Here is a 22,081-nt window from a genome sequence, read left to right as displayed (position 1 = left end):
ACGCCCAAACGGGACGGGTCAATGCAAAACGGCCGGGCTGCGAGGCAGGCCGGCCGTTTTTGCGTCGGGACAGTCCAGCCCGTGTCCCACCACGGGGTCAGTCACCGCGGTGGGACACGAGCTCATGGGCGTTTCAGCGCGACGACAGGCGCTCCGCCACCACTTTCGGCGTGATGAACACCAGAAGCTCCGTCTTCTCGCTGGTGCGGCTGGTATTGCGGAACAGGTGGCCCAGCACGGGCACGTCGCCCAGCAGCGGTATCTTCGACACCGTGTTGCGCTCGGTCTGCTGGTAGATCCCGCCCAGCACGACGGTGCCGCCGTTCTCCACCATCACCTGCGTCTTGACGTGCTTGGTGTCGATGGCGAAGCCGGCCCGGGTCTCGGCGCCCACGCTGTCCTTGTTGACGTCCACGTCGACGACGACGTTGCCGTCCGGCGTGATCTGCGGCGTCACTTCCAGGCGCAGGTTCGCCTTGCGGAACACGATCGACGTGGCGCCGCTGCTGGTGGCCACCTGGTATGGCAGCTCCAGGCCCTGCTCGATCAGCGCGACCGCCTTGTCGGCCGTGACGACGCGCGGGCTGGAGATGATCTTGCCCGTGCCGTCCGCTTCCAGCGCCGACAACTCCAGGTTCAGGAACCGGTTGGCGGCGGCGTTGAACAGGCTGATGGCCAGGTTGCCGGCGGCGACACCGTTGATCGGCGCGGCCGGCAGGTTGATGAACTGCGTGTTGCCGAAATCGGCGTTGGCGTCGGTCAGGCCCACCTGCCCCGTCACCTGTCCCACGCCGGTGATGTTGCCGGCTACGCCGACGCGGTTGTCGCCGCCCAGCGACCAGCCGGACTGGCCGCCGCGGATCGTGCGCATGTCGGAAAAGCCCAGCTTCGCACCCAGGTTGCGGGTGAAGCCGTCGTTGGCCTCGACGATGCGCGCCTCGATCAGCACCTGCTTGGTGGCGACGTCGGTCTTGGCGATCAGCTTGCGCACGTCTTCCAGCTTCGATGCCACGTCGGTGACGAACAGCTGGTTGGTGCGTGGCTCGATGATGGCGCTGCCGCGCTTGGACAGGATGCGGTTGCGCGAGTCGCCCCCTTCCAGCCCGAACACCGTCTTGAACGCTTCCGCCTTCTGGTAGTTCAGCTGGAAGATCTCGGATTTCAATGGCTCCAGGTCGGCGATCTGCGCCTTCTGCTCCAGCTCCAGCTTTTCCTTCGTCAGCAGCTCTTCCTTCGGCGCGATCCAGATCACGTTGCCGTTCTTGCGCATGTCCAGGCCCTTGGCCTGCAGGATCACGTCCAGCGCCTGGTCCCACGGCACGTCTTTCAGGCGCAAGGTCAGGTTGCCGGCGACGCTGTCGCTGGTGATGATGTTCAGGCCGGAGATGTCGGCCACCGCCTGCAGGGCCGCGCGCACTTCCACGTTCTGGAAGTTGAACGACAGCTTCTCGCCGCGATAGCCCTGCGTGCCCTGGGTCAGCTTGTTCGGGTCTTCCTTGATCGGCTTGACGTCCACCACCAGCTGCGTGTCGCTCTGGTAGACGCTCTGCTCCCACAGGCCCTTGGCCTCGATCTGCATGCGCACGTTGTCGCCCTGCGGCGTGGTGGTGATCAGCGACACCGGCGTGCCGAAGTCCGTCACGTCCAGGCGGCGGCGCAGCGATTCCGGCAGCGCCGTTTTCAGGAAGTCCACCGTGACGCCATTGGCGCCCTGGCGCACGTCGACGGCCACCTGGTTGCTCGGCAGGTCGACGACGATGCGGCCCTCGCCATTGCTGCCGCGGCGGAAGTCGAGGTCGCGCAGCGTGGGTTTGGCGGCCGGCTTCTGCGCGGGCGCTTCGGCCTTCGCGACAGGCAGGCCGCGGCTGTCCACCGCCGTGGCCGTGCCGCCCGAGGCGTCGATCGTGAGGATGACGTTCTTGCCGTCGATGGCCGTGGCGTAGTTCAGGGCGCGCTTCAGGTTGAACACGAGGCGCGAGCGTTCGCCCGCCTGCACCACGTTCACGCTGCGCAGGTCCCCTACTTCCATGTCCTGGCTGGTCTTGCCCGTGCCGTTGGTCGTCTTGCCGAAGTCCAGCGCGATACGGGGCGGATTGGTGATGGCAAAGCCGATCGGCAGCTTGTCCGGGGCCTGGTCGAGCGCGATGCGGACGATCACGTTCGAGCCCTGCTGGTTGGCCGTGACGGATTCGATCGCGTTCTGCGCCAGGGCGGCCGCGCTGGCCAGCGCCAGCGCCAGCGCGACGCCGGCCCGGCGCAAGGTTGTGATGGCGATCATTGCGTACTCTCCTTACTGTCCTGCAGTTCCAACTTCGATGTGCGTTCGACCCAATCGCCGGCTGCATCCTGTACCAGTTCCCTGATCGTCACGGCGTCTTCCGAGACCGCCGTGATGCGGCCGAAATTCTGGCCCAGGTGCTGCCCGGTCCGTACCTGGTACAGGGTACGGTCGATCTGCAGCAATCCGTAGACGACGCCGCCTTTTTGCAGCGTCCCCACCATCTTCATCGTGTCGAGGGGGAAGCCCTCGAGGAATTCCTTGCGGCGGCCCATGTCGGGCTGCTCGCCGCTGCCGGGACGGGCCTTGGCCAGTTCCGTCAGCAGCTTGTTCGGGTTGAACGGGTCGGGCTGCTCCAGCGCCGCGTAGGCGAACGGCACGAACGTCTTCGGTTCGGCCAGCGGCTTGACAGCCGGCTGGGTGGTGGCATCCACTTCCTTCATCCACTGGCGCACTTCCTGCACGTCGCTGTCGCCGCAGCCGGCCAGCAGCGCGGCCAGCACCAGTGCCAGTCCGGTCGAGGCATACGTCATGGCTTCGCCTCCTTCTTTTTCTTGGCGGCCGCCTTGCGCTGCGCCGCCACTTCGTCCTGGTCCAGGTAGCGGAACGTCTTGGCCACCGCGTCCAGGGTCAACGTGCCGTCGCGCCCCGTCGTCAGCGCCATGTTGTTCAGCGTGACGATGCGCGGCAGGTTCGCCATGTCGCCCGCGAACGCGCCGATGTCGTGGTAGTTACCGGACACCTTGATGTCGATCGGCAGCTCGGCGTAGTAGTCCTTGACCACCACCTGGCCCGGCTTGAACAGCTCGAACTGGAGGCCGCGGCCCAGGCCCGCCTGGTTGATGTCCGACAGCAGCGCGGCCATTTCCGCCTTGCTGGGCAGCTGCTTCTCCAGCCGCACCACGTACTGGTCGACCTGCGCCTTCTGCGCCACCAGCGCCGGCAGGTTGACCGCCTGCGCCGTCTTCATGCGGTATTCCGTGCGCAGCGTCTGCTCCTGCGCGGCGCCGGCCTCCTGCTCCTCGAACTGGCCGCTCCAGTAGCCGAAGTAGCCCAGCACGACGACGCCCAGGGCGGCGCCGATGCCGCACAACACACGCGGCGCCAGCGGCCACTGGCCGGGGTGCACGCCATTCAGGCCGCGGAACTGCGCGGCGATCGGTTCGATCAGGTCCTTGATATCCGTTGCCATGGTCAAGCCTTGTCCGCTGCCGGGTGCTTGGCGCCCGGCTTGCCGTCGTCTTCGGGTTTGTCCTTGTCGCGCGGACGCTTGATGCCGACGATGACGGTGAATTCCACCACCTTGCGCGCCACCTTGCCCTGGCCGATCATGCCGGCCTTGGCTTCGACGAGGTCGGGCCGCTCCAGCCATGGCGACGCCGTCGACATATTGCGCAGCAGTTCCGACACGCGCTCCTGCGACTGCGCGTAGCCGTTCACCGTCACGCGCTGGCCCTCCTGGCGGAAAGCCTTGAGGTACACGCCGGGCGGGGTCTGCTTGACGAGCTCGTCGAGCAGGTAGACAGGCTGGTTGCGGTCGCCCTGCAGGTCCTCGACCGCCTGCTGGCGCGCCTTCAGCGCCTCGATCTCCTGCTTCAGCGTGGCGATTTCCTTGATCTTGCCGTCCAATGCGACGATCGCCGTCTTCAGTTCGCGGTTGCGGCCTTCCTGCACGGCGATGGCGCGCGCGTTGTAGCCGCCCACGATCAGCACGATGCCGGTGCCGATCAGGGCCGCCAATACCAGCAGCGCCACGAACGCCGCCTTGCGCTGCTTGCGCTTTTCCTCGCGGTGCGGCAACAGGTTAATGCGGATCATCAGCCGAACCTCCGCAATGCCAGGCCGCAGGCGACCAGGTAGGCCGGCGCATCGGTGCGCAGCTGCTGTTCGCGCACGGAGCCGGCCAGCTTCATGCCATGGAACGGCGCCACGATGCCGGTCGGGATGCGGGTACGGCCGGCAACGATGTCGAGCAGGCCGGGCACCAGCGCGCAGCCGCCCGCCAGGTGGAGCTGGTCGATCTTCGTGTAGGGCGTGGACGTGAAGAAGAACTGGATGGCGCGCGTGACTTCCAGCGCGGCGCTTTCCAGGAACGGCGCCAGCACGTCGGTGGCATAGCTGTCGGGCAGGTCGCCCGTCTTCTTGCGCGCTTCCGCTTCCTCGAAGGCGAGCCCGTAGGCGCGCACGATGTCCTGCGTCAGCGAGTTGCCGCCGAACGGCTGTTCCTTCTCGTACACCGTGACGCCATCGGTCATCACGGAAAACTGCGTGATCTGGGCGCCGATCTGGAACAGCGCGATGACCTGGCCCGCGCCGGCGCCCGGCGTTTGCGCGACGATGCGGTCCAGCGCGGCACGCGCGGCGTACGATTCGATGTCCATGACGCAGGCCTTCAGGCCGGATGCCTCGGCGACGGCCACGCGGTCCTCCACCTTTTCGCGGCGCGTCGCCGCCAGCATCACCTCGATGTCGTCGGCCGAACTGGCGACGGGGCCGATCACGTCGAAGTCCAGGCTCACCTCGTCGAGCGCGAACGGAATGTACTGGCTCGCTTCCGATTCCACCTGTACTTCCAGCTGTTCTTCCGACATGCCGGCGGGCAGGATGATCTTTTTCGTGATGACGGCGGCAGGTGGCATGCCCAGTGCGACGTTGCGTGCGCGGGTGCCGCTTTTCTTGATGACGCGGCGTACCGCGTCCACGACCTGGTCCAGGTTTTCGATATTGCCATCCGTGACGGCGCCGCGCGGCAGCGCCTCGCTGGCATAGCGTTCCAGGCGCAGGCCGTCCTTGCCCGCTTCGGCCAGCTCGACCAGGCGCACGCTCGTGCTGCTGATATCGAGGCCGACGAGCGGTGGCGCGGCACCGCCGAACAGGGCTTTCAGGTCGGGAATCATCGCGGCGCTCTCCGCCCGGCGCGGCGCGCTGGCCCCGTCATGGGCCACACCAGAGATGTTTGCATAATGTCAGAATTCGCTTGAAAAACAGGCACTTGGTGCCAGGGACAGGGCTAGATGTTGAATCCTAGCAATAGCTCGGAGCGGGTGTAAAGGTATTTCTGTACGGAATTTTTGTGACACTGTGCCCGCTCTGCCACACAGTTTTCAGTCTGTATAGCAGTGCCGATAACAAAGTTGCTTTGTTGCTTATGGAAAACTTCAGGCTGTCAGAGGGAGCTTGGCGTGCGTGCCCCGCGAAATGGGGGTGCCTTATAATGCTTGCATAAAATTATGAAAGTTGCCGTCGCATGACTCCTCCCAACAACGCTGTCAAATCCAAGTCCCCCAAGAAGTTTTTGTTGCTCGCCCTGGCGTCCTGCGTCGGCCTCGCGCTGGGCGCCGTGTTGCTGGTCGTGTTCGGCCTGGCGCTGGCTTATCCCAGCCTGCCGTCGCTCGACACCCTGACCGACTACCGGCCCAAGATGCCGCTGCGGATTTATTCGGCCGACAACGTCCTGATCGGCGAGTTCGGCGAGGAACGCCGCAACCTCGTGCGCTTCAAGGACATTCCCGACGTGATGAAGAAGGCCGTGCTGGCCATCGAGGACGACCGCTTCTACGAGCACGGCGGCGTCGACTACTGGGGCATCCTGCGCGCGGCGCTGCACAACGCGACGGGCGGCGCGCGCCAGGGCGCCTCGACGATCACGCAGCAGGTGGCCCGCAACTTCTTCCTCTCCAGCGAGCAGACGTTGAAGCGCAAGGCCTATGAAGCGCTGCTGGCCTGGAAGATCGAGCAGAACCTGACGAAGGACCAGATCCTGGAGGTCTACATGAACCAGATCTACCTGGGCCAGCGCGCCTACGGCTTCGCTTCCGCGGCGCACATCTACTTCGGCAAGGAGCTGCGCGACATCAGCGTGGCCGAGGCGGCGATGCTGGCCGGCCTGCCCAAGGCGCCGTCCGCATACAACCCCGTGGTGAACCCGAAGCGCGCGCGCATCCGTCAACAGTACATCCTGCAGCGCATGGCGCAGTTGGGCTACATCACGCCGGCGCAATTCGAGGAGGCGAAGAACGAGCAGCTGAAGGTCAAGACCGACAGCAGCGAGTTCGGCGTCCACGCGGAGTACGTGGCCGAGATGGCGCGCCAGCTGGTCTACGAGCAGTTCAAGGACGATACCTACACGCGCGGCCTGAACGTGTTCACGACGATCACCAAGGCGGACCAGGACGCGGCCTACCTGGCGCTGCGCCGCGGCGTGATGGACTACGAGCGCCGCCACGCCTACCGCGGCCCCGAGGCCTATGTCGACCTGCCGAAGAACCGCAGCGAGGCGGACGAAATCATCGAGACCGAACTGGCCGAGCATCCGGACAGCGACGACATCGTCGCCGCGATGGTACTGGCGGCCTCGCCGACCAAGGTGACGGCCGTGACGGCATCGGGCGAGGAAATCACCATCACGGGCAAGGGACTGGACATGGCGAAGGCCTGGCTGTCCGAGAAGGCGGCGCCGAACCGGCGCGTGCGCCGCGGCGCCGTGATCCGCGTCATGCAGGAAGAGAAGGACTGGGAAATCACGCAGATGCCGGAGATCGAGTCGGCCTTCATCGCGGCCAGCACGGAGGACGGCGCCATCAAGGCGATGGTGGGCGGCTTCGACTATAACCGCAACAAGTTCAACCACGTGACGCAGGCGTGGCGCCAGCCCGGTTCCTCGTTCAAGCCGTTCATCTATTCCGCTTCGCTGGAGCGCGGCCTGTCGCCGGCGACGATCATCAACGATGCGCCGATCTCGTTCGACGCGGGCCAGACGGGCGGCCAGGCGTGGGAGCCGAAGAACTACGACGGCAAATACGAAGGCCCGATGACGATGCGCCGCGGCCTGACCAAGTCGAAGAACATGGTCTCGATCCGCATCCTGCACAAGATCGGGGCCCGCTACGGCCAGGAATACACGACGCGCTTCGGCTTCGAGGCGGACAAGAACCCGCCCTACCTGACGCTGGCGCTGGGGGCCGGCGCGGTGACGCCGCTGCAGATGGCCGGCGCCTACGCCGTCTTCGCCAACGGCGGCTACAAGGTCACGCCGTACCTGATCTCGAAGGTGACGGATGCCAACGGCCGCGTGCTGTCGCAGGCCGCGCCGGACCGCGCCGGCGTCGAAGGCAACCGCGTCATCGACGAGCGCAATGCCTTCCTGATGGACAGCATGCTGCGCGACGTGGCCCGCTACGGCACCGCCGCCAAGGCCCAGCAGGTACTGAAGCGCCCCGACCTGGCAGGCAAGACCGGCACCACCAACGATTCGATCGACGCCTGGTTCGCCGGCTACCAGTCGAAGCTGGTGGGCATTGCCTGGATCGGCTACGACCAGCCGAAGAACCTGGGCAACCGAGAGACTGGCGGCGGCCTGGCGCTGCCGATCTGGATCGGCTACATGCAGAAGGCACTGAAGAACATCCCGGTCGAGGAGCGCCCGGTTCCGGACGGCATCGTCATGGCCAACGGCGACTACTACTACGCCGAAAATCCGCCGGGGGTCGGCGTGGAAAGCCTGGAGGGCGCCAACCGCGGCACCCCGGCCGAGGAAAAGGCACGCGACGCCGTCAAGAACGAGCTGTTCTGATGGAATAAAAAAAACCGGTGACAGTCACCGGTTTTTTTTTCGCCTTGGCCGTCAAATCGGGGACAGCCTCCAATGCCGCCAAGTCAAGGTGCATGGGTCAGCGAGTCGCTGCCTTATCCTTGAGCCCCAGACCAGGAACGGGGGTCAGACCCGCCGGGTCTGACCCCGGCCTCCCGCCGTAGGGGTTGCTTATGCCCGCGGCCCGCTGGCGTGGTTCTTGACTTAGCGGAACTGGGAATTGGGGACAGCCTCCGATTCCCCCTGCATTGCCGCCAACCGCGGCAACTGGGCGAAGCCCACGTGTACGTGACAAACGTCGGCCAGCACGACCGGGCTGGAAGACGTCGAGAACTCCGTCGTCGGGTAAGCAAAAAATCCGGTTACTGTCACCGTTTTTTCGACGTTGCCTGAAAACAGGGGTCTGAGGTATCCCGGGTTTTGTAGTCAGGCTAAATAGGGGACAATACGTTCCAGAGGCCCTATGACTACGAAACCAGAAAAAACCCCTGTGAAGGATGCTGACGCCCAGCCGAAGCATCGTTCTGTCTACACTAAAGAGTCCAAACTTGCTGCGGTGGCGCGCCTGAAGAGCGGCGGCCAGACTGCGGAAGCGCTCGCTATCGAACTTGGCATACGTCGCAATCAGCTCTACAAATGGGCTAAGGCGATCGAGCAAAATGGACCAGAAGCGAGTTTCGGCAGCCGGGGGCGCAAGCCTGCCAGCGAGCAAAGCGAGCTCGTACTGGTTAAGCGCGAACTCAGTAGACTGAAGGAGGATTTTGAAATCCTAAAAAAGTTGCAGGCGTCCTTCACGCGGCTAAAGCGTTGAAGTACGCCTGTATTGAAGAGCAGCGCGAGCACTTTCCTGTGCGTTCGCTTTGTCGTGTGCTAGGGGTTAAGTGCGGCAGCTACTATGCTTTCCGTCGACGTCGCGGCACCGTCATGCCCAGCCAGGAAGACCTGGCATTGCGGGAACAGATCCGGAGCCTGCATGACTCGCATCGTCATGCTCTCGGGGCTGTCAAGACGTGGCGCGTGCTGAACGCCAAAGGCGTCAATTGCAGCAAGCATCAGGTGGCTCGACTGCGTAAGCTTGAATCGATCGAGGCCAAACGCAAGGCCAAATTTCGCGTCATGCACGCCCATCAACACACGGAACCGCCAGCACCTGATTTGCTCAAGCGATGCTTTACCGTGAAGGCACCGAACAAGGTCTGGGTCAGCGACATCACGACCATCCATACCCGTGAAGGCTGGCTGCACTTGGCCATCGTTCTCGATCTGTTTGCACGTCGGATCGTTGGATGGGCCATGAACCAGTGCCAGGATGCCTCGCTGCCAATCGGCGCATTACGGATGGCTTACGCCCAGCGTCAGCCAGGGCCAGGCCTCGTCTGCCATCCAGATCAGGGTTCGGTATACGGCTCCAAACCCTATCGGCGAGTGCTTGACGAGCGTGGCCTCAAGGCCAGCATGAGCCGCCGGGGTAACTGTCATGACAATGCCGTAGCAGAGAGCTGGTTTTCCACGCTCAAGAACGAGCTGACACGCCATGAGATCTATCCAACAAGGGCTGAGGCAATCGCCGCGATATCGGACTACATCGAGCTGTACTACAATGCACGGCGACCTCACCAAACGCTGAAATATCTCAGCCCCGTTGAGGTCGAAAAAGAGTTCTTAATTCTTAATTGAACTGGCTACAGAATCCGGGCTACCTCAGTCTGTCCCTGGTTTCAAGGCGTTGGGCTGACCAGCACCGGCGAGCCGCCGGACTGCTCGGTGGCGATCTGGGACAGCGCGTCGAACAGCTCGGTGCCGTCGCGGGTATCGACCCACTTGCCGTCCACGTGGCGGTAGTGGAAGCCGCCGGAGCGCGCCGCCACCCACAGTTCCTGCATCGCGGCCTGGCTGTTGACGATGACCTTCGAGCCGTTGTGCAGGAACTCGATCTCCAGCACATTGCCGCTGCGGCTGCATTCGACGTCGATGCGGTCCTCGTCGGTCAGGCGGTCCAGCGCGTTTTCGATGGCGGACAGGGTGCTGTCGGCCAGGTCCAAAAATTCCGATTCGGTCATGCTACACTCCAAGGGTTCTGTACATACCGAGATTCTAATCGTGAAGTTCACTTTAGCGTTGCCCGTCGTTGCCGCGGCCCTGCTCGCGGCCTGCGGCCAGACCGGCCCATTGTATATGCCGAAGCCGCCGAACAAGCCCGCCACGGCTGCCGAGCTGGGCAAACCCGGCGTCGCACCGCCTTCCGCTCCCGTTCCCTCGACGCCTCCCGCTTCCCAACAGTAACCGCATCCATGTCCCATTTCGACTACCAGAACGGCGTGCTGCACGCCGAGGGTGTAGCCCTGCCCGCCATCGCCGAACAGTTCGGCACGCCCACCTACGTCTATTCGAAGGCCCAGCTGCTGGAGAACTTCGACGCCTACGCCAACGCCTGCGCCGGCCGCGACGCGCTGGTCTGCTACGCGATGAAGGCCAACTCCAACCTGGCCGTACTGAACCTGCTGACCCAACGGGGCGCCGGCTTCGATATCGTGTCGGGCGGCGAACTGCTGCGCGTGATCGCCGCCGGTGGCGATCCGAAGAAGGTGATCTTCTCCGGCGTCGGCAAGAGCGTGGACGAAATGCGCCTGGCGCTGCAGCACGACATCCTGTGCTTCAACGTGGAGTCGATTCCCGAACTGCACCGCCTGAACGACGTGGCCGGCGCGCTGGGCAAGAAGGCGCGCGTGTCGCTGCGCGTGAACCCGAACGTGGACCCGAAGACCCACCCCTACATCGCCACGGGCCTGAAGGCCAGCAAGTTCGGCGTCGCCTTCAGCGATGCGCTGGACACCTATCGCATGGCCGCGCAGCTGCCGCACCTGGACGTGTCGGGCATCGACTGCCATATCGGCTCGCAGCTGCTGGACGATGCGCCGCTGCTGGAAGCGCTGGACCGGCTGATCGAACTGATCGACGCGCTGGCGGCGGAAGGCATCTACCTGCACCACGTGGACGTGGGCGGCGGCCTGGGCATCGACTACGGCGTGGCCGGCGAAGAGGCGCCAGCCCCGGCCGGCGACTACGTGACGCGCGTGTTCCGCCGCGTCGACGCCTGGCGCGCCGAGCGCCATGACGGCAAGGGCATCAAGGTGATCTTCGAGCCCGGCCGGTCGATCGTCGGCAACACCGGCGTGCTGCTGACGAAAGTGGAATTCATCAAGCACGGCGAGGAAAAGAACTTCTGCATCGTCGACGCGGCCATGAACGACATGGCGCGCCCCGCCCTGTATGAGGCGTGGATGGCCATGCAGCCCGTGAAGCAAAACGGCGCAAGCGGTGCCGTGTTCGACGTCGTCGGCCCCATCTGCGAGTCGGGCGACTGGCTGGCACGCGACCGCGCCCTGCCGGTGGAAAGCGGCGACCTGCTCGTCATGAAGACGGCCGGTGCGTACGGCATGGCGATGGCCTCGAACTACAACACGCGCGGCCGTGCGGCCGAAGTCATCGTCGACGGCGACCGGGTGCACCTGGTGCGCCGGCGCGAGACGCCGGCGGAGCTGTTCGCGCTGGAATCCGTGATCGAGTAAGAAGCCTGCGCTGGAAAACGGTGACTGTCACCGATTTTCTTATTGCTGCACGACGCCGGCCCTTGCCGGCGTTTGCTTTTTGCGGGCCCACCACACCCGTATCCCCAGCAGCAGCGCCACGATGGCCACGAACAGCATCGGCTGCGCCAGGTCGTGCTTGGCGGCCTTCATCCACCAGAAGTGCAGCACGCCCAGCGGTGCGACGACGTACACCAGCCGGTGCAGCCACTGCCAGCGCTTGCCGCCCAGCCGGCGCACCATCGCGTTGGTGCTCGTCACCGCCAGCGGTATCAACAGCACGAAGGCAATGAAGCCGACCAGGATGAACGGCCGCTTCGCCACGTCCTTCAGCATCCCGGCCACGTCGAAGAAGTGGTCGAACCACAGGAACGTCAGGAAGTGCAGCAGCGCGTAGAAAAACGCGAACAGGCCCACCATCCGGCGCAGCTTCAGCAGCCAGTTCCACTTGGCCAGGCGCCGCAGCGGCGTCACCGCCAGCGCGATGCAGAGGAAGTACAACGTCCAGTCGCCCGTCGAGCGCGTGATGAACTGCAGCGGTTCCACCAGCGCGCCCGCCAGGGTCAGCCAGACCAGGCGTGCCAGCGGCACCAGCGCCAGCACGAAGACGGCGACCTTGATGGCCGCCAGCTGTTTCGGCGTGGGCGTCATCAGAAGTGCTTCTTCAGGTCCATGCCGGTGTACAGCGACGCCACGTCATAGCCGTTGAACATCAGCGTCTTGCGCTTGCGCGACAGGAACGAGTCCTCGCCGATGCGCCGTTCCGACGCCTGCGACCAGCGCGGATGGTCCACAGCGGGATTCACGTTCGAATAAAAGCCGTACTCGGAGGGCGCCGAGCGGTTCCAGGACGTGCGCGGCATGTCGCGCACGAAGCGGATCTTGACGATCGACTTGGCCGACTTGAAGCCGTACTTCCACGGGACCACGACGCGCACGGGTGCGCCGTTCTGGTTCGGCAGCGTCTCGCCGTACATCCCCAGCGTCAGCAGGGTCAGTGGATGGTTGGCCTCGTCCAGCCGCAATCCTTCCGTGTATGGCCAGTCCAGCACGCGGCTGGCGACACCGGGCATCTGCTTGCGGTCCGCCAGCGAGATGAATTCGACGTACTTCGCACTGCCGGTCGGCTCCACTCGCTTGATCAGTTCAGACAGCGAATAGCCCACCCACGGAATCACCATCGACCAGCCTTCCACGCAGCGCAGGCGGTAGACGCGCTCTTCCAGCGGCGCCAGCTTCAGCAGCGCGTCGAGGTCCAGCGTCAGGGGCTTCCTGACCTCGCCCTCGATCGACACCGTCCAGGGGCGCGGGCGCAGCGTGCCGGCGTTTTCCGCCGGATCGCTCTTGTCGGTGCCGAATTCGTAGAAGTTGTTGTAATGGGTGGCGTCGTGGTACGCCGTCGGCTTGTCCTGCGCGGACAAGGCCGGGTTGCGTTTCGCTGCCAGCTTCGGATTGACGCCCTGCGCGAACGCCTCGCGCGACAGCATCTCCAGCAGCGCGCCGCCGGCGATCGAGCCGGCCGCCATCTGCCGGATGAACGCGCGCCGGTTTTCGAACACGGCGCGCGGGGTGATCTCCGACGGGAACGGCAGGTCGATGCCGTTGGGGGAACGCTTGATCAACATGACAACTCCGAAATAGTGGTTTGTTCAAGACAAACGTTACACCATTCCGCGCAGCCCCCGGATTACAACTGGATTACATTACCGCGCGCCTTTCGGCGCGCACTACAGCGCCCCGTAGGAGTGCAGGCCGGACAGGAACATGTTCACGCCCAGGAACGCAAACGTCGTCACTAGCAGCCCGACCACCGCCCACCATGCCGCCACGCGACCGCGCAGGCCCGACATCAGCCGCATGTGCAACCACGCCGCGTAGTTCAGCCAGACAATCAGCGCCCAGGTCTCCTTCGGGTCCCACGACCAGTAGCCGCCCCAGGCCTCGGCGGCCCACAGCGCGCCCAGAATGGTGGCGATCGTGAAGAACGCGAAGCCGGCGGAGATCGCCTTGTACATGACGTCGTCCAGCAGCTCCAGCGAGGGCAGCCGGTCGACCAGGTAACCGTTCGATTTCAGCAGGTAGGCCGTGGCCACCATCGCGGCCAGCGCGAACGTGCCGTAGCCGATGAAGTTGGCGGGCACGTGGATCTTCATCCACCAGCTCTGCAGTGCCGGCACCAGCGGCTGGATCTCGGCCGCGTCGCGCGAGACCGTGTACCACAGCAGGAAGCCCACCGCCGCCGAGATCACCAGCATGACAAAGGGGCCCATCTGGCGCGTGCCGTAGCGCTGTTCGTAGTACAGGTAGAACATCGCCGTGATCAGCGCGAACAGGATGAACACTTCGTACAGGTTCGAGATGGGAATATGGCCCACGTCCGGCCCGATCAGGTAGGACTCGTACCAGCGCACCATCATGCCCGTCCAGCCCAGCACCACGGCGGCCCAGCACAGGCGCGAACCGATCGACGCGCCGGCCCCCGAGCGCGAGGCCAGCCCGATCAGGTAGAACAGCGTGGCCAGGAAGAAGCACACGCTCATCCACAGGATGGCCGACTGGCTCGACAGCATGTAGCGCAGCCAGAAGCGCTGGTTGGCCGCCTCCAGGTTGCCGTCGTACAGCGCGATGGCGCCCAGCGCCAGCAGCGCGACGAGCGGCATCAGCCAGCGCACGGGTTTCCAGTGCCACCCCAGCGCCGCGAACGTAGGCGCGGACAGCACGAGGATGACTTTCTCGTACACGTCCATGTAGGCGCCGTAGCGGTTCAGCGCGAACAGGGCGCCGCCCAGCAGCGCGGCGGCAAACAGCCAGTCGACGATCGTCAGGCGGCGGAAATAGCCCGGCGCCGCTGTGTAGGGTTGGTTTTGTGTGATGTCCATCTCGGTCTCCTGCCTGTTTTACCCTAAGCTTACGCCGATTGCGGCAATTGCCGCTTCAGCGCGTCGAACTCGTTGTCGAAGTCCAGCGTACGGCGCTGCGTGCTCATCGCCATCAGCGCGTGGGCGCCCGCCGCGTCGTCCCGGACCCAGACCCACAGGCGCCGCTCGCGGATGTAGAACATCGCGAACACGCCCAGCACCAGCAGCGCGCAGCCCGTGTAGACAACGGCCTTGCCGGGCGAGCGCGTGACCTGGAACACCGAGGCCTTCACCTGCGTGAACTCGTCCAGCTGCAGGTAGACCGGTGCGCCGTAGAAGAAGCTGTCCGACAGCGCGTTGGTGGCCAGTTGCAGGAAGCGCGCGTGCGCCTCGTCGGCCTTGGCCGGCGCCAGCCCGTCCTTGGCGCGGGCGGCCTGCCACAACTCCCACAACGTGCCGTTCAGGATCTTCATGAAGATGTCGGCCGCCTTTTCCTGCTCGGCCTGGGGCACCTTTTCCAGGAAGCGGCTGATGGCGACGAAGCCCCCGCCTGCGCATTGCCGGCAAAGATCTCCAGGCTTTTCATGGCCGACAGCGCCAGCTGCGACTCCATCGCCTCCGCGCGGCTCGACTGCGGCATGGCCCGGCGCGCATACGCCTGGGCGGCCTGGCTGCGCAGTGCTGGGTCCTGCAGCGCGGCGCGCAGGCGCATCCAGTCGCGCACGCTGTGCTCGTCGTCGGCCGGGATGCGCAGGTAGCTGAACGGCTCGGCGGGGCTGGCGCGCACGCCGGACAGGAACACGGTGGCCCCGTCCACCGTGACCGGCTGCATGTAGTTCTGGTATTCGCGCGCCTGGCCCGTCTTGTCGCGCAGCTTGTACTGCACGCTCGGGCCCACGTTCTTCAGGTCCTTGTTGTTGACGGTCTTGGCCGCGGAGCCCAGCTGCTTGCCCACGCTGTTGGCAAAGGCGTTGTCGAAGCTCTCGCCTTTCTTGACGTCGCGCGCGTCGCGGCTGGCCATGTTCTCCACGTTGAACGGCCGGAAGTCGGTCCATTCGACGGTGTACGCGTCGTCCAGCTTCGTCGAGGCCCCCACTTCGCCGGCCATGTCGAACTTGCCGGAGCGTTGTCCCGTCATCGGGTAGCCCGTGATCTTGAGCTTGCTGCCACCGTCCTCGAAGCTGGACTGGTACACGGCCAGGCCCTTGTAGATCAGCGGCTTGTTCACTTCGATGGTGGCGGGGAAGGTCTTGCCCGTCTCGTGGTCGCGCACCACCACTTCGCTGGCGAACAGCTTGGGCATGCCCGTGCTGTAGAAATCGATATTGAACTTCTTCAGTTCGAGGGTGAACGGCAGTTGCTGGATCAGCACCCCGTCCGCGCGCGGGATGACGGCCGTGTCGCTGGCCTGCCCTTCCGGCACCATCGCGTTGCCGCGGAAGGTGGGGTTGCCCAGGCCCAGGCGGTGCTTGGCCGGGATCTCGGCGATCACGCCGCTGCCCTTGAACGGCTCCTTGCCCAGCACCCATTCCTGCACGCGGATCGGTATGTCCGAGTCGAGCAGCCCGCCCACGCAGATGACGACGATGGCGCTGTGCGCGAAGACGTAGCCGAACTTGTTGGCGGCGCCCCGCTTGGCCGCCACCAGCGTACCGCCCTCCTTTTCAATGATCCTGGTCTGGTAGCCGGCATGCGCGAGGCGCGTCGCCGTCTGCTGCGCCAGCGCGGCGCGCGCCAGCGGTGCCTGCCATTCGACCTTGTGATGGAAATTGTGCAGCGACTGCTCGCGCACGTTCTCGCGCCAGCTGCGCATGTCCTTCATCATCTTCGGCGTGTTGCGCACGATGCACAAGGTCGTCGACGTGACGAGGAATGCCATCATCAACAGGAACCACCAGGCCGAGTAGACGGCATACAGTCCCAGCTTGCCGAATACGTCGAACCAGAAGGGCCCGAACTGGTTGATGTAGTTCGGCATCGGCTGGTTCTGCTGCATGATCGTGCCGATGATGGCGGCAATCGCGATCATGACCAGGAGCGCGATGGCAAAGCGCATCGACGACAGCAGCTCGAAGGCCTCGTTGAAAAGCGGACGGCGGGTGTGCAGACGGATTCCGGTGGTCGAGGTGGAGCTCATGCCTAGCTTTGTAGTCGGGTGAGTGGAGCGCACTGCATACTAACAAATCGGAAGGCACAAGTGGGGGCGCGCGCCGGCGTGCCTAGCCCTGCGCGCGGAAGACCTAGTCATTTCGGCCAGGTGCCGTATATAAATGCACCATATGCACAACAAAAAGGGCAGCCAGCTTGCGCTGCCGCCCTCGTTTGCCCGGTCCGCCGTGCGCGGCTTACTTCAGGCCTGCCACGTAGTCGGCCACCGCCTTCATCTCGGCGCTGGACATGCGCTCGGCGATGGTCGTCATCTCGGCGCTGTTCTTGCGGCCGGCGGCCTTGAAGCCTTCCAGCTGGGCGATCGTGTAGTCCTGGTGCTGGCCGCCGATGCGCGGATAGCGGGCCGGGTTGCCGGCGCCGGCCGGACCGTGGCAGCTGGCGCAGGCCGGCACGTTCTTCTCGGCGATGCCGCCGCGGTAGATCTTCTTGCCCCATTCGACCGTGTCCTTGTTCTTCGCGGCGCCTGGCTTCTGGCCTTGCGTGGACAGGTAGGCGGCGATGTTCTTCTTCTCCGCGTCCGTCAGCATCTTGGCGTACATCGTCATGACAGGGTTCTGGCGGTTCGGCGTCGTGAAGTCGACCAGCTGCTTGTACAGGTACCCCTCCGGCTGGCCGGCCAGCTTGGGATTGGCGGCCATCGTCGAATTACCCGCGGCGCCGTGGCAGGACACGCAGGCCGGCAGGCCGCGCGCGGCGTCGCCATCGGCATACAGGGAAGAGCCCTTGGCCGGATCGACCTTGGCTGCTGCCGGTTGGGCCGCGTCGGCAGCACTGGCCGCGCCTGAAAAGATCATCAACGCTGTGACGAGGGAATGTACCACCGGTGTAAACGCACGATTCATTCAGACACCCTACAGAGACGAGTCGATAAAAGGGCCGCAGTGGACGCCGACCGCAGGCCAGGTAATTCCTTATTGTACAATAGCTTCCCCGGCCCAAAAGCCCTCTCTCCCTTGCGTTCCCCCTGATCCTCATGTCCAAGCTCTGGCAAGCCCGCTTCTTTACGACCGTCAATCACCTGCGCGACCTGCCTCGCACGACGGTGCCCGAAATCGCCTTCGCAGGGCGCTCGAATGCGGGAAAATCCACTGCAATCAATATCTTGTGCAACCAGAAGGGATTGGCGTTCGCATCCAAGACCCCGGGCCGCACGCAGCACATCAACTTTTTCTCCATCGGCGGCGCCCACGTGGCAATGCACCGGAAGGATGAGACGAACTTAGCCGAAATCCGTTGCCTCCTGGCCGATTTGCCTGGGTACGGCTACGCCGAAGTATCCGGGGACGCCAAGTTGCATTGGCAGCGCCTGTTGGGCGATTATGTACAGCGGCGCGAACAGCTCGCGGCACTCGTCCTGATCATGGACGCGCGCCGCCCGTTTACCGACCTCGATATCCAGATGCTGGAGTGGTTTGCCCCCACCGGCAAGCCGATCCACTGCATCCTGACGAAGGTGGACAAGCTCAATCGCAACGAATCCGTCAACGTGCTGCGCCAGGCGCAGGCCAAGCTCGATTCGTATGTCGACGAGGACGGCGAAGGCTTCCCGTTCACCGTGCAGCTGTTCTCGGCGCTGAAACGCGTTGGCATCGAGGAAGCGACGGCGAAGATCGAGGAGCTGCTTGGCCTGAACGTGGACGTGGCCGCCCTGGAACCGCAACAGGATGACGCCAGCGACGCCGACGACGAACAATAACCCACTGCAAATTGGACCCTAGCGCGATGCACAGCCCTCACTTTTCCGCCCAGTTCCCCGCCATGCGCATGCGCCGCATGCGCCGCGACCCGTTCTCGCGCGCCCTGATGCGCGAGAATGTCGTCACCGCCGCCGACCTGATTTATCCGGTCTTCATCCTGGAAGGCAGCAACCAGCGCGAACCCGTGCTGTCGATGCCGGGCGTGGAACGGGTGTCGGTGGACCTGCTGCTGAAGGTGGCCGAGGAATGCGTGAGCCTGGGCATCCCCGTGCTGGCGCTGTTCCCCGTCATCGACGCGTCGCTGAAGACGCCCGACGGCATCGAGGCGATCAATCCGGAGGGCCTGGTGCCGCGCGCCGTGCGCGAGCTGAAGCAGCGCTTCCCCGAGCTGGGCATCCTGACCGACGTCGCGCTGGACCCGTACACGAGCCACGGCCAGGACGGCCTGATCGACGACAACGGCTACGTCATCAACGACATCACGACGGACATGCTGGTGCGCCAGGCCCTGGCACAGGCCGACGCCGGCGTGGACGTCGTCGCGCCATCGGACATGATGGACGGGCGCATCGGCGCGATCCGCCAGGCGCTGGAAGGCAAGGACCACATCCACACGCGCATCATGGCTTACTCGGCCAAGTACGCGTCGGCCTTCTACGGCCCGTTCCGCGACGCCGTCGGTTCGGCGAAGAACCTGGGCAAGGGCGACAAGAACCAGTACCAGATGGACCCGGCCAACAGCGACGAAGCGCTGCGCGAAGTGGCGGGCGACCTGCAGGAAGGCGCCGACATGGTGATGGTCAAGCCGGGCATGCCGTATCTCGACATCCTGCGCCGTGTAAAGGACGAATTCAAGGTGCCCACCTTCGCCTACCAGGTCAGCGGCGAGTACGCGATGATCAAGGCGGCCGCGCAGAACGGCTGGCTCGATCACGACAAGGTCATGATGGAAGCGATGCTGGCCTTCAAGCGCGCCGGCGCCGATGGCGTGCTGACGTACTTTGCGCTGGATATCGCGCGCAAGCTGAAGGGCCTCTGACGCCGTTTGCCGCGCCAGCGCGCTTTACCGCCCTGCGCCACGGCCGTAGATCCGGCCCGTGCCACCCGGGGCGTGCAGTGCGCCCGCCGGATTTTCGGGCGGCGCGTCCGTGCGCTGGCGCGGCACCTGCAGCGCCGCGATGCTGTCGCCCAGCCCCGGCAGCAGTTTCTGCGCGGCGGTATCGAACATGGCGATGACGCCGACCTTGACGTCCCGGCGCGGGGTCGTCGCCGCGGTCAGGATGGCGGACGCCACCTGGTGCGGATCCAGCTGCGGCGACGGCAACGTCGGCTCCCGGTCCATGTAATTGCGCGCGTGCTGTGGCAGCGGCGTGTTGACCGCCGTGGGCTCGATCAGCGTGATCGAGACGGGGGCACCGTCCACCGCCGCCACCTCCACCCGCAACGTATCCGTAAAGCCCTTGACCGCATGCTTCGAGGCTGTGTACATGCCCTGCATGGGAATCGGCAGCTCCGATGCTTCGCTGCCCACATTGATCAGCGCCCCGCCCTGCCGGCGCAGATGGGGCAGCGCGGCCAGTGAACCATTCACCATGCCCCAGAAGTTGGTGTCGAACAGGCGCCGGCTGTCGGCTTCGCTGACCTCTTCCAACCTGCCGTAGATCGTGGCGCCGGCATTGTTGACCCACGTGTCGATGCGCCCGAACCGGGCTATCGCGGCGGCGGCGGCGCGCTCGACCTGCGCCCGCTCGCCGACATCGGCCGCCACCGCCAGCGCAGTGCCGCCATGCGCTTCGATGGCGGCGACCACCGCCTCCAGCACGTCGCCGCTGCGGGCGACCAGCACCACCTGGGCGCCACGCGCCGCGGCCTCCTGCGCCGTGGCCAGGCCGATACCGCTGGAAGCGCCGGTGATGACGATGACTTGCTGGTCGAGGGGTTTGAGCGTCGTGGACATGATTCTCCCTGGCGTGTCGATGCGACGACAAGTTAGCAGGAAATCGGCGCGGGCCACGCGCGCTTGCGGGCGGCCTGCGCTGTTCAGGTGCAAGAGGTTGTCCGAGGAGGCTGTCCCCCATCAAAATTGGGGACAGCCTCCGAATTCGCCCGTTGCCTCAAAACCCGGGTCTGTCCCGGGTTTTTTACGCTTGCATGAACGCGGTCAGCTCGGCCGCGATGTGCTGCGCCAGCTGGTGGATGTGGAAGCCGTCGACGAAGCCGTGGTGCGCCTGCACGGAGAACGGCAGTTGCAGGCGCCCGTTCGGGGCGTCGCGGAACTTGCCCCAGGCGATCGACGGGATGTCGGGCGCGCCCAAGGTGGCGGTCGGGTGCTGGATCGACGTGAAGTCCAGCCACGGGATGCACGTGATGAAGACCTGGTCGCGCGCCTGGCGCGGCGTCATCGCCTGGTAGGCCAGGTTCAGTTCCACCATCGCGGACGCTGCCGCCCGGGCCGCGAGCCCGCGCGCGACGAATTCGCGCAAGTCGTCCGACCATTCGAACTGGGCGAAGTTGAGATCGTTATGCTGGTTGATGACGGTGAAGGACGGCATCAGCCGGTCGATGCGCAACACCTCGCCGTCCAGGATGCGGTAGCGGAAGTTCTCCACCGCCAGGGTCGCGCGCAACACGGCGCACAGCAGCACGTGGAACGGTGCCAGGCCCTGCGCCTTGCACCAGGGCCGGAAGTCCGGCAGGTCCAGGTTGAACGTCAGGTTCAGGGCCGGACTGTCCATCCGGTCGAACATCTCGAAGCGGTCGCGCCGCCGGTCGATCAGCTGCATGGTATGCGCCTTGGTAAAAAGCGCATTGTCGCACAGCGTCAGCGCCCGGCCGGCCGCACGTATTTCGGGTACATCTCCTTGAGCAGGAAGGCGCGCAGTTCCGCTTCGTCCTCCTTGCGCGCGCTCATCTTGACGACGCGGCCCAGGCGGTGCGATTCCCACTCGAAGTCGCCCGGCTTTTCCTTACGGATCAGCTCGATCATCTTCGTCACGACGGCATTTTCGATGTCGATCTCGTTGCCCAGCTCGACATGAACCTGCTGCAGCCAGCGGCGCTTGAAGTTCGTGTTCCAGCCGCGGAACTTGACGTCGGCGCTGTTGAACGTCTGGTTCTGTACATCGAAGATGCCACCCGAATCCTCGCGGTCGCCGGCTGCGTTGCGACCCTGCGCGCCCATGATGTTGGCGATGGCGCGCGCCTTGGCCTTGGCGTCCTCGCTCTCGGCGGCATCGGACTGCTGGCTTTGCGCGGCGCCGCGGCGGCGGCGGTTCTGCTCGATCAATTGGGACATGTCCGTCACGTCGGGCGGTGGCGGTGTCAGCTGGGCCTGGACGGGCGGCGTCTCCTGGCGGCGCGGCTCCGTGATCGCGTCAGGGTTGGTGCGGGGCAGCGGCGCCGGCTGCGGCCGCGGCTTGGCCTGCGCCGTGCGCTTGGGCGGCTGCTGTTGCGGCGTCGGCGTCGGCTTCGGCGTCGGCGCCGGCTTGGTTGGCGTAGGGGAAACCGGCGCCACCCACACCATCTCACCCGCCTTCGAGGGCGGCTTCAGCTTGACGAACGTTTGCGGATTCATCAGCACCAGCAACAGCAGCAGCACGTGCAGGCCGATGGCGATGCCCAGGCCGATGCGGTTCGGCTGCTTGCGCCCGTATTGCAGCGGCAGGCCGCCCGGGGGCAGGGCCTGGCCGCAGGTAGGGCAATACTCGTCGTGACCGTGGGTATGACTGAACTGGAACAAGATTAACCGTTTTCTGTGCGCGAACCGGCAAGCCGGGCCAAAGTCAAGCAAGCTTACGCGAGCTTGCGGTTAACGGATGTTACCGTATGTATCCTTCCAGCGGGCGCGACGCTGCACCGCAGCACGGCTGAGGCCGTGTCCCATTTCGGTGACTGACACCGTG

General features: G+C 65.0%; 20 protein-coding genes and 1 pseudogene. 7 read left to right on the top strand and 14 right to left on the bottom strand.

Translation table 11 applies throughout. The annotated features are described in order from the left end of the window. Positions 1 to 133: 133 nt before the first annotated feature. Genes PX653_RS24510 through PX653_RS24490 form a run of 5 tightly spaced genes read right to left on the bottom strand, consistent with a single transcriptional unit; the run spans position 134 to position 5,175 of the window. The gene (locus tag PX653_RS24510) at positions 134 to 2,278 is read right to left on the bottom strand and encodes a type IV pilus secretin PilQ (protein ID WP_277415260.1); all 2,145 of its coding nucleotides are present in this window, start codon (positions 2,276 to 2,278) and stop codon (positions 134 to 136) included. Next, positions 2,275 to 2,811, bottom strand: coding sequence for a pilus assembly protein PilP (locus PX653_RS24505; protein WP_277415259.1), 537 nt, complete (start codon positions 2,809 to 2,811; stop codon positions 2,275 to 2,277). Before PX653_RS24505 ends, PX653_RS24510 begins: the two co-directional genes overlap by 4 nt. Beyond that, complete coding sequence (locus PX653_RS24500) at positions 2,808 to 3,470, bottom strand: type IV pilus inner membrane component PilO (RefSeq protein WP_277415258.1); 663 nt, start codon at positions 3,468 to 3,470, stop codon at positions 2,808 to 2,810. Before PX653_RS24500 ends, PX653_RS24505 begins: the two co-directional genes overlap by 4 nt. Before the next feature lie 2 nt (positions 3,471 to 3,472). Continuing rightward, the gene (locus PX653_RS24495; protein ID WP_277415257.1) at positions 3,473 to 4,096 is read right to left on the bottom strand and encodes a PilN domain-containing protein; all 624 of its coding nucleotides are present in this window, start codon (positions 4,094 to 4,096) and stop codon (positions 3,473 to 3,475) included. After that, positions 4,096 to 5,175 carry a pilus assembly protein PilM gene (locus PX653_RS24490; protein WP_277415256.1) on the bottom strand — a complete coding sequence of 360 codons (1,080 nt, stop codon included), beginning with the start codon at positions 5,173 to 5,175 and terminating at the stop codon, positions 4,096 to 4,098. Before PX653_RS24490 ends, PX653_RS24495 begins: the two co-directional genes overlap by 1 nt. Before the next feature lie 350 nt (positions 5,176 to 5,525). Here PX653_RS24490 and PX653_RS24485 point away from each other — a divergent pair, with 350 nt between their 5' ends. The 3 genes from PX653_RS24485 (at position 5,526) to PX653_RS24475 (ending at position 9,545) form a co-directional block, all read left to right on the top strand. Next, complete coding sequence (locus PX653_RS24485) at positions 5,526 to 7,850, top strand: penicillin-binding protein 1A (protein ID WP_277415255.1); 2,325 nt, start codon at positions 5,526 to 5,528, stop codon at positions 7,848 to 7,850. A 481-nt stretch (positions 7,851 to 8,331) separates the two neighbouring features. After that, complete coding sequence (locus PX653_RS24480) at positions 8,332 to 8,679, top strand: transposase (RefSeq protein WP_277415254.1); 348 nt, start codon at positions 8,332 to 8,334, stop codon at positions 8,677 to 8,679. Further along, on the top strand, positions 8,676 to 9,545 hold the full coding sequence (locus PX653_RS24475) for an IS3 family transposase (protein WP_277415253.1): 870 nt from the start codon (positions 8,676 to 8,678) through the stop codon (positions 9,543 to 9,545). Before PX653_RS24480 ends, PX653_RS24475 begins: the two co-directional genes overlap by 4 nt. Positions 9,546 to 9,586: 41 nt before the next feature. On the opposite strand, the gene cyaY is transcribed toward PX653_RS24475, so the two are convergent. Next, the gene (gene cyaY / locus PX653_RS24470; RefSeq protein ID WP_277415252.1) at positions 9,587 to 9,928 is read right to left on the bottom strand and encodes an iron donor protein CyaY; all 342 of its coding nucleotides are present in this window, start codon (positions 9,926 to 9,928) and stop codon (positions 9,587 to 9,589) included. Here cyaY and lptM point away from each other — a divergent pair. Both lptM and lysA read left to right on the top strand, forming a co-directional pair. Further along, positions 9,840 to 10,151 carry an LPS translocon maturation chaperone LptM gene (gene lptM, locus PX653_RS28410; RefSeq protein WP_371876385.1) on the top strand — a complete coding sequence of 104 codons (312 nt, stop codon included), beginning with the start codon at positions 9,840 to 9,842 and terminating at the stop codon, positions 10,149 to 10,151. The two genes, cyaY and lptM, sit on opposite strands and share 89 nt — an antisense overlap. Positions 10,152 to 10,159: 8 nt before the next feature. After that, positions 10,160 to 11,437, top strand: a complete 1,278-nt coding sequence (gene lysA, locus PX653_RS24465) for a diaminopimelate decarboxylase (protein WP_277415251.1) — start codon at positions 10,160 to 10,162, stop codon at positions 11,435 to 11,437. A gap of 39 nt (positions 11,438 to 11,476) precedes the next feature. Here the strand turns inward: lysA and msrQ are convergent, their stop codons facing one another. From msrQ to PX653_RS24440, 5 genes and pseudogenes are all read right to left on the bottom strand, one after another. After that, complete coding sequence (msrQ, locus tag PX653_RS24460; RefSeq protein WP_277415250.1) at positions 11,477 to 12,106, bottom strand: protein-methionine-sulfoxide reductase heme-binding subunit MsrQ; 630 nt, start codon at positions 12,104 to 12,106, stop codon at positions 11,477 to 11,479. Further along, positions 12,106 to 13,080, bottom strand: coding sequence for a protein-methionine-sulfoxide reductase catalytic subunit MsrP (gene msrP, locus PX653_RS24455; protein WP_277415249.1), 975 nt, complete (start codon positions 13,078 to 13,080; stop codon positions 12,106 to 12,108). The genes msrQ and msrP overlap by 1 nt, the downstream gene beginning before the upstream one ends. 102 nt (positions 13,081 to 13,182) lie before the next feature. Further along, positions 13,183 to 14,334 (bottom strand): c-type cytochrome biogenesis protein CcsB, encoded by a 1,152-nt coding sequence (gene ccsB / locus PX653_RS24450; protein WP_277415248.1) that lies wholly within the window; start codon positions 14,332 to 14,334, stop codon positions 13,183 to 13,185. 29 nt (positions 14,335 to 14,363) lie between these two features. Next, a pseudogene (locus tag PX653_RS24445) lies at positions 14,364 to 16,450 on the bottom strand (cytochrome c biogenesis protein ResB). A 208-nt stretch (positions 16,451 to 16,658) separates the two neighbouring features. Then, positions 16,659 to 17,324: a c-type cytochrome gene (locus PX653_RS24440; RefSeq protein WP_277415247.1), complete on the bottom strand. Its 666-nt coding sequence runs from the start codon at positions 17,322 to 17,324 to the stop codon at positions 16,659 to 16,661. A gap of 131 nt (positions 17,325 to 17,455) precedes the next feature. On the opposite strand from PX653_RS24440, the gene yihA reads away from it, so the two are divergent. Then, positions 17,456 to 18,178, top strand: coding sequence for a ribosome biogenesis GTP-binding protein YihA/YsxC (gene yihA, locus PX653_RS24435; RefSeq protein ID WP_277415246.1), 723 nt, complete (start codon positions 17,456 to 17,458; stop codon positions 18,176 to 18,178). A gap of 26 nt (positions 18,179 to 18,204) precedes the next feature. Further along, complete coding sequence (gene hemB, locus PX653_RS24430; RefSeq protein WP_277415245.1) at positions 18,205 to 19,218, top strand: porphobilinogen synthase; 1,014 nt, start codon at positions 18,205 to 18,207, stop codon at positions 19,216 to 19,218. Between the two features lie 24 nt (positions 19,219 to 19,242). On the opposite strand, the gene PX653_RS24425 is transcribed toward hemB, so the two are convergent. From PX653_RS24425 to PX653_RS24415, 3 genes are all read right to left on the bottom strand, one after another. Beyond that, entirely contained in the window at positions 19,243 to 20,136 is an 894-nt protein-coding gene (locus PX653_RS24425; RefSeq protein ID WP_277415244.1) for an SDR family oxidoreductase, read from the bottom strand. 184 nt (positions 20,137 to 20,320) lie between these two features. Further along, positions 20,321 to 20,962, bottom strand: a complete 642-nt coding sequence (locus PX653_RS24420; RefSeq protein ID WP_277415243.1) for a CatA-like O-acetyltransferase — start codon at positions 20,960 to 20,962, stop codon at positions 20,321 to 20,323. A gap of 38 nt (positions 20,963 to 21,000) precedes the next feature. Beyond that, positions 21,001 to 21,918, bottom strand: a complete 918-nt coding sequence (locus PX653_RS24415; RefSeq protein ID WP_277415242.1) for a hypothetical protein — start codon at positions 21,916 to 21,918, stop codon at positions 21,001 to 21,003. Positions 21,919 to 22,081 lie beyond the last annotated feature (163 nt).

Origin of the sequence: Pseudoduganella chitinolytica (assembly GCF_029028125.1) — a bacterium.
In the GTDB taxonomy this organism is placed as follows: domain Bacteria; phylum Pseudomonadota; class Gammaproteobacteria; order Burkholderiales; family Burkholderiaceae_D; genus Rugamonas; species Rugamonas chitinolytica.
This window is presented reverse-complemented; position numbering and strand designations above follow the sequence as displayed.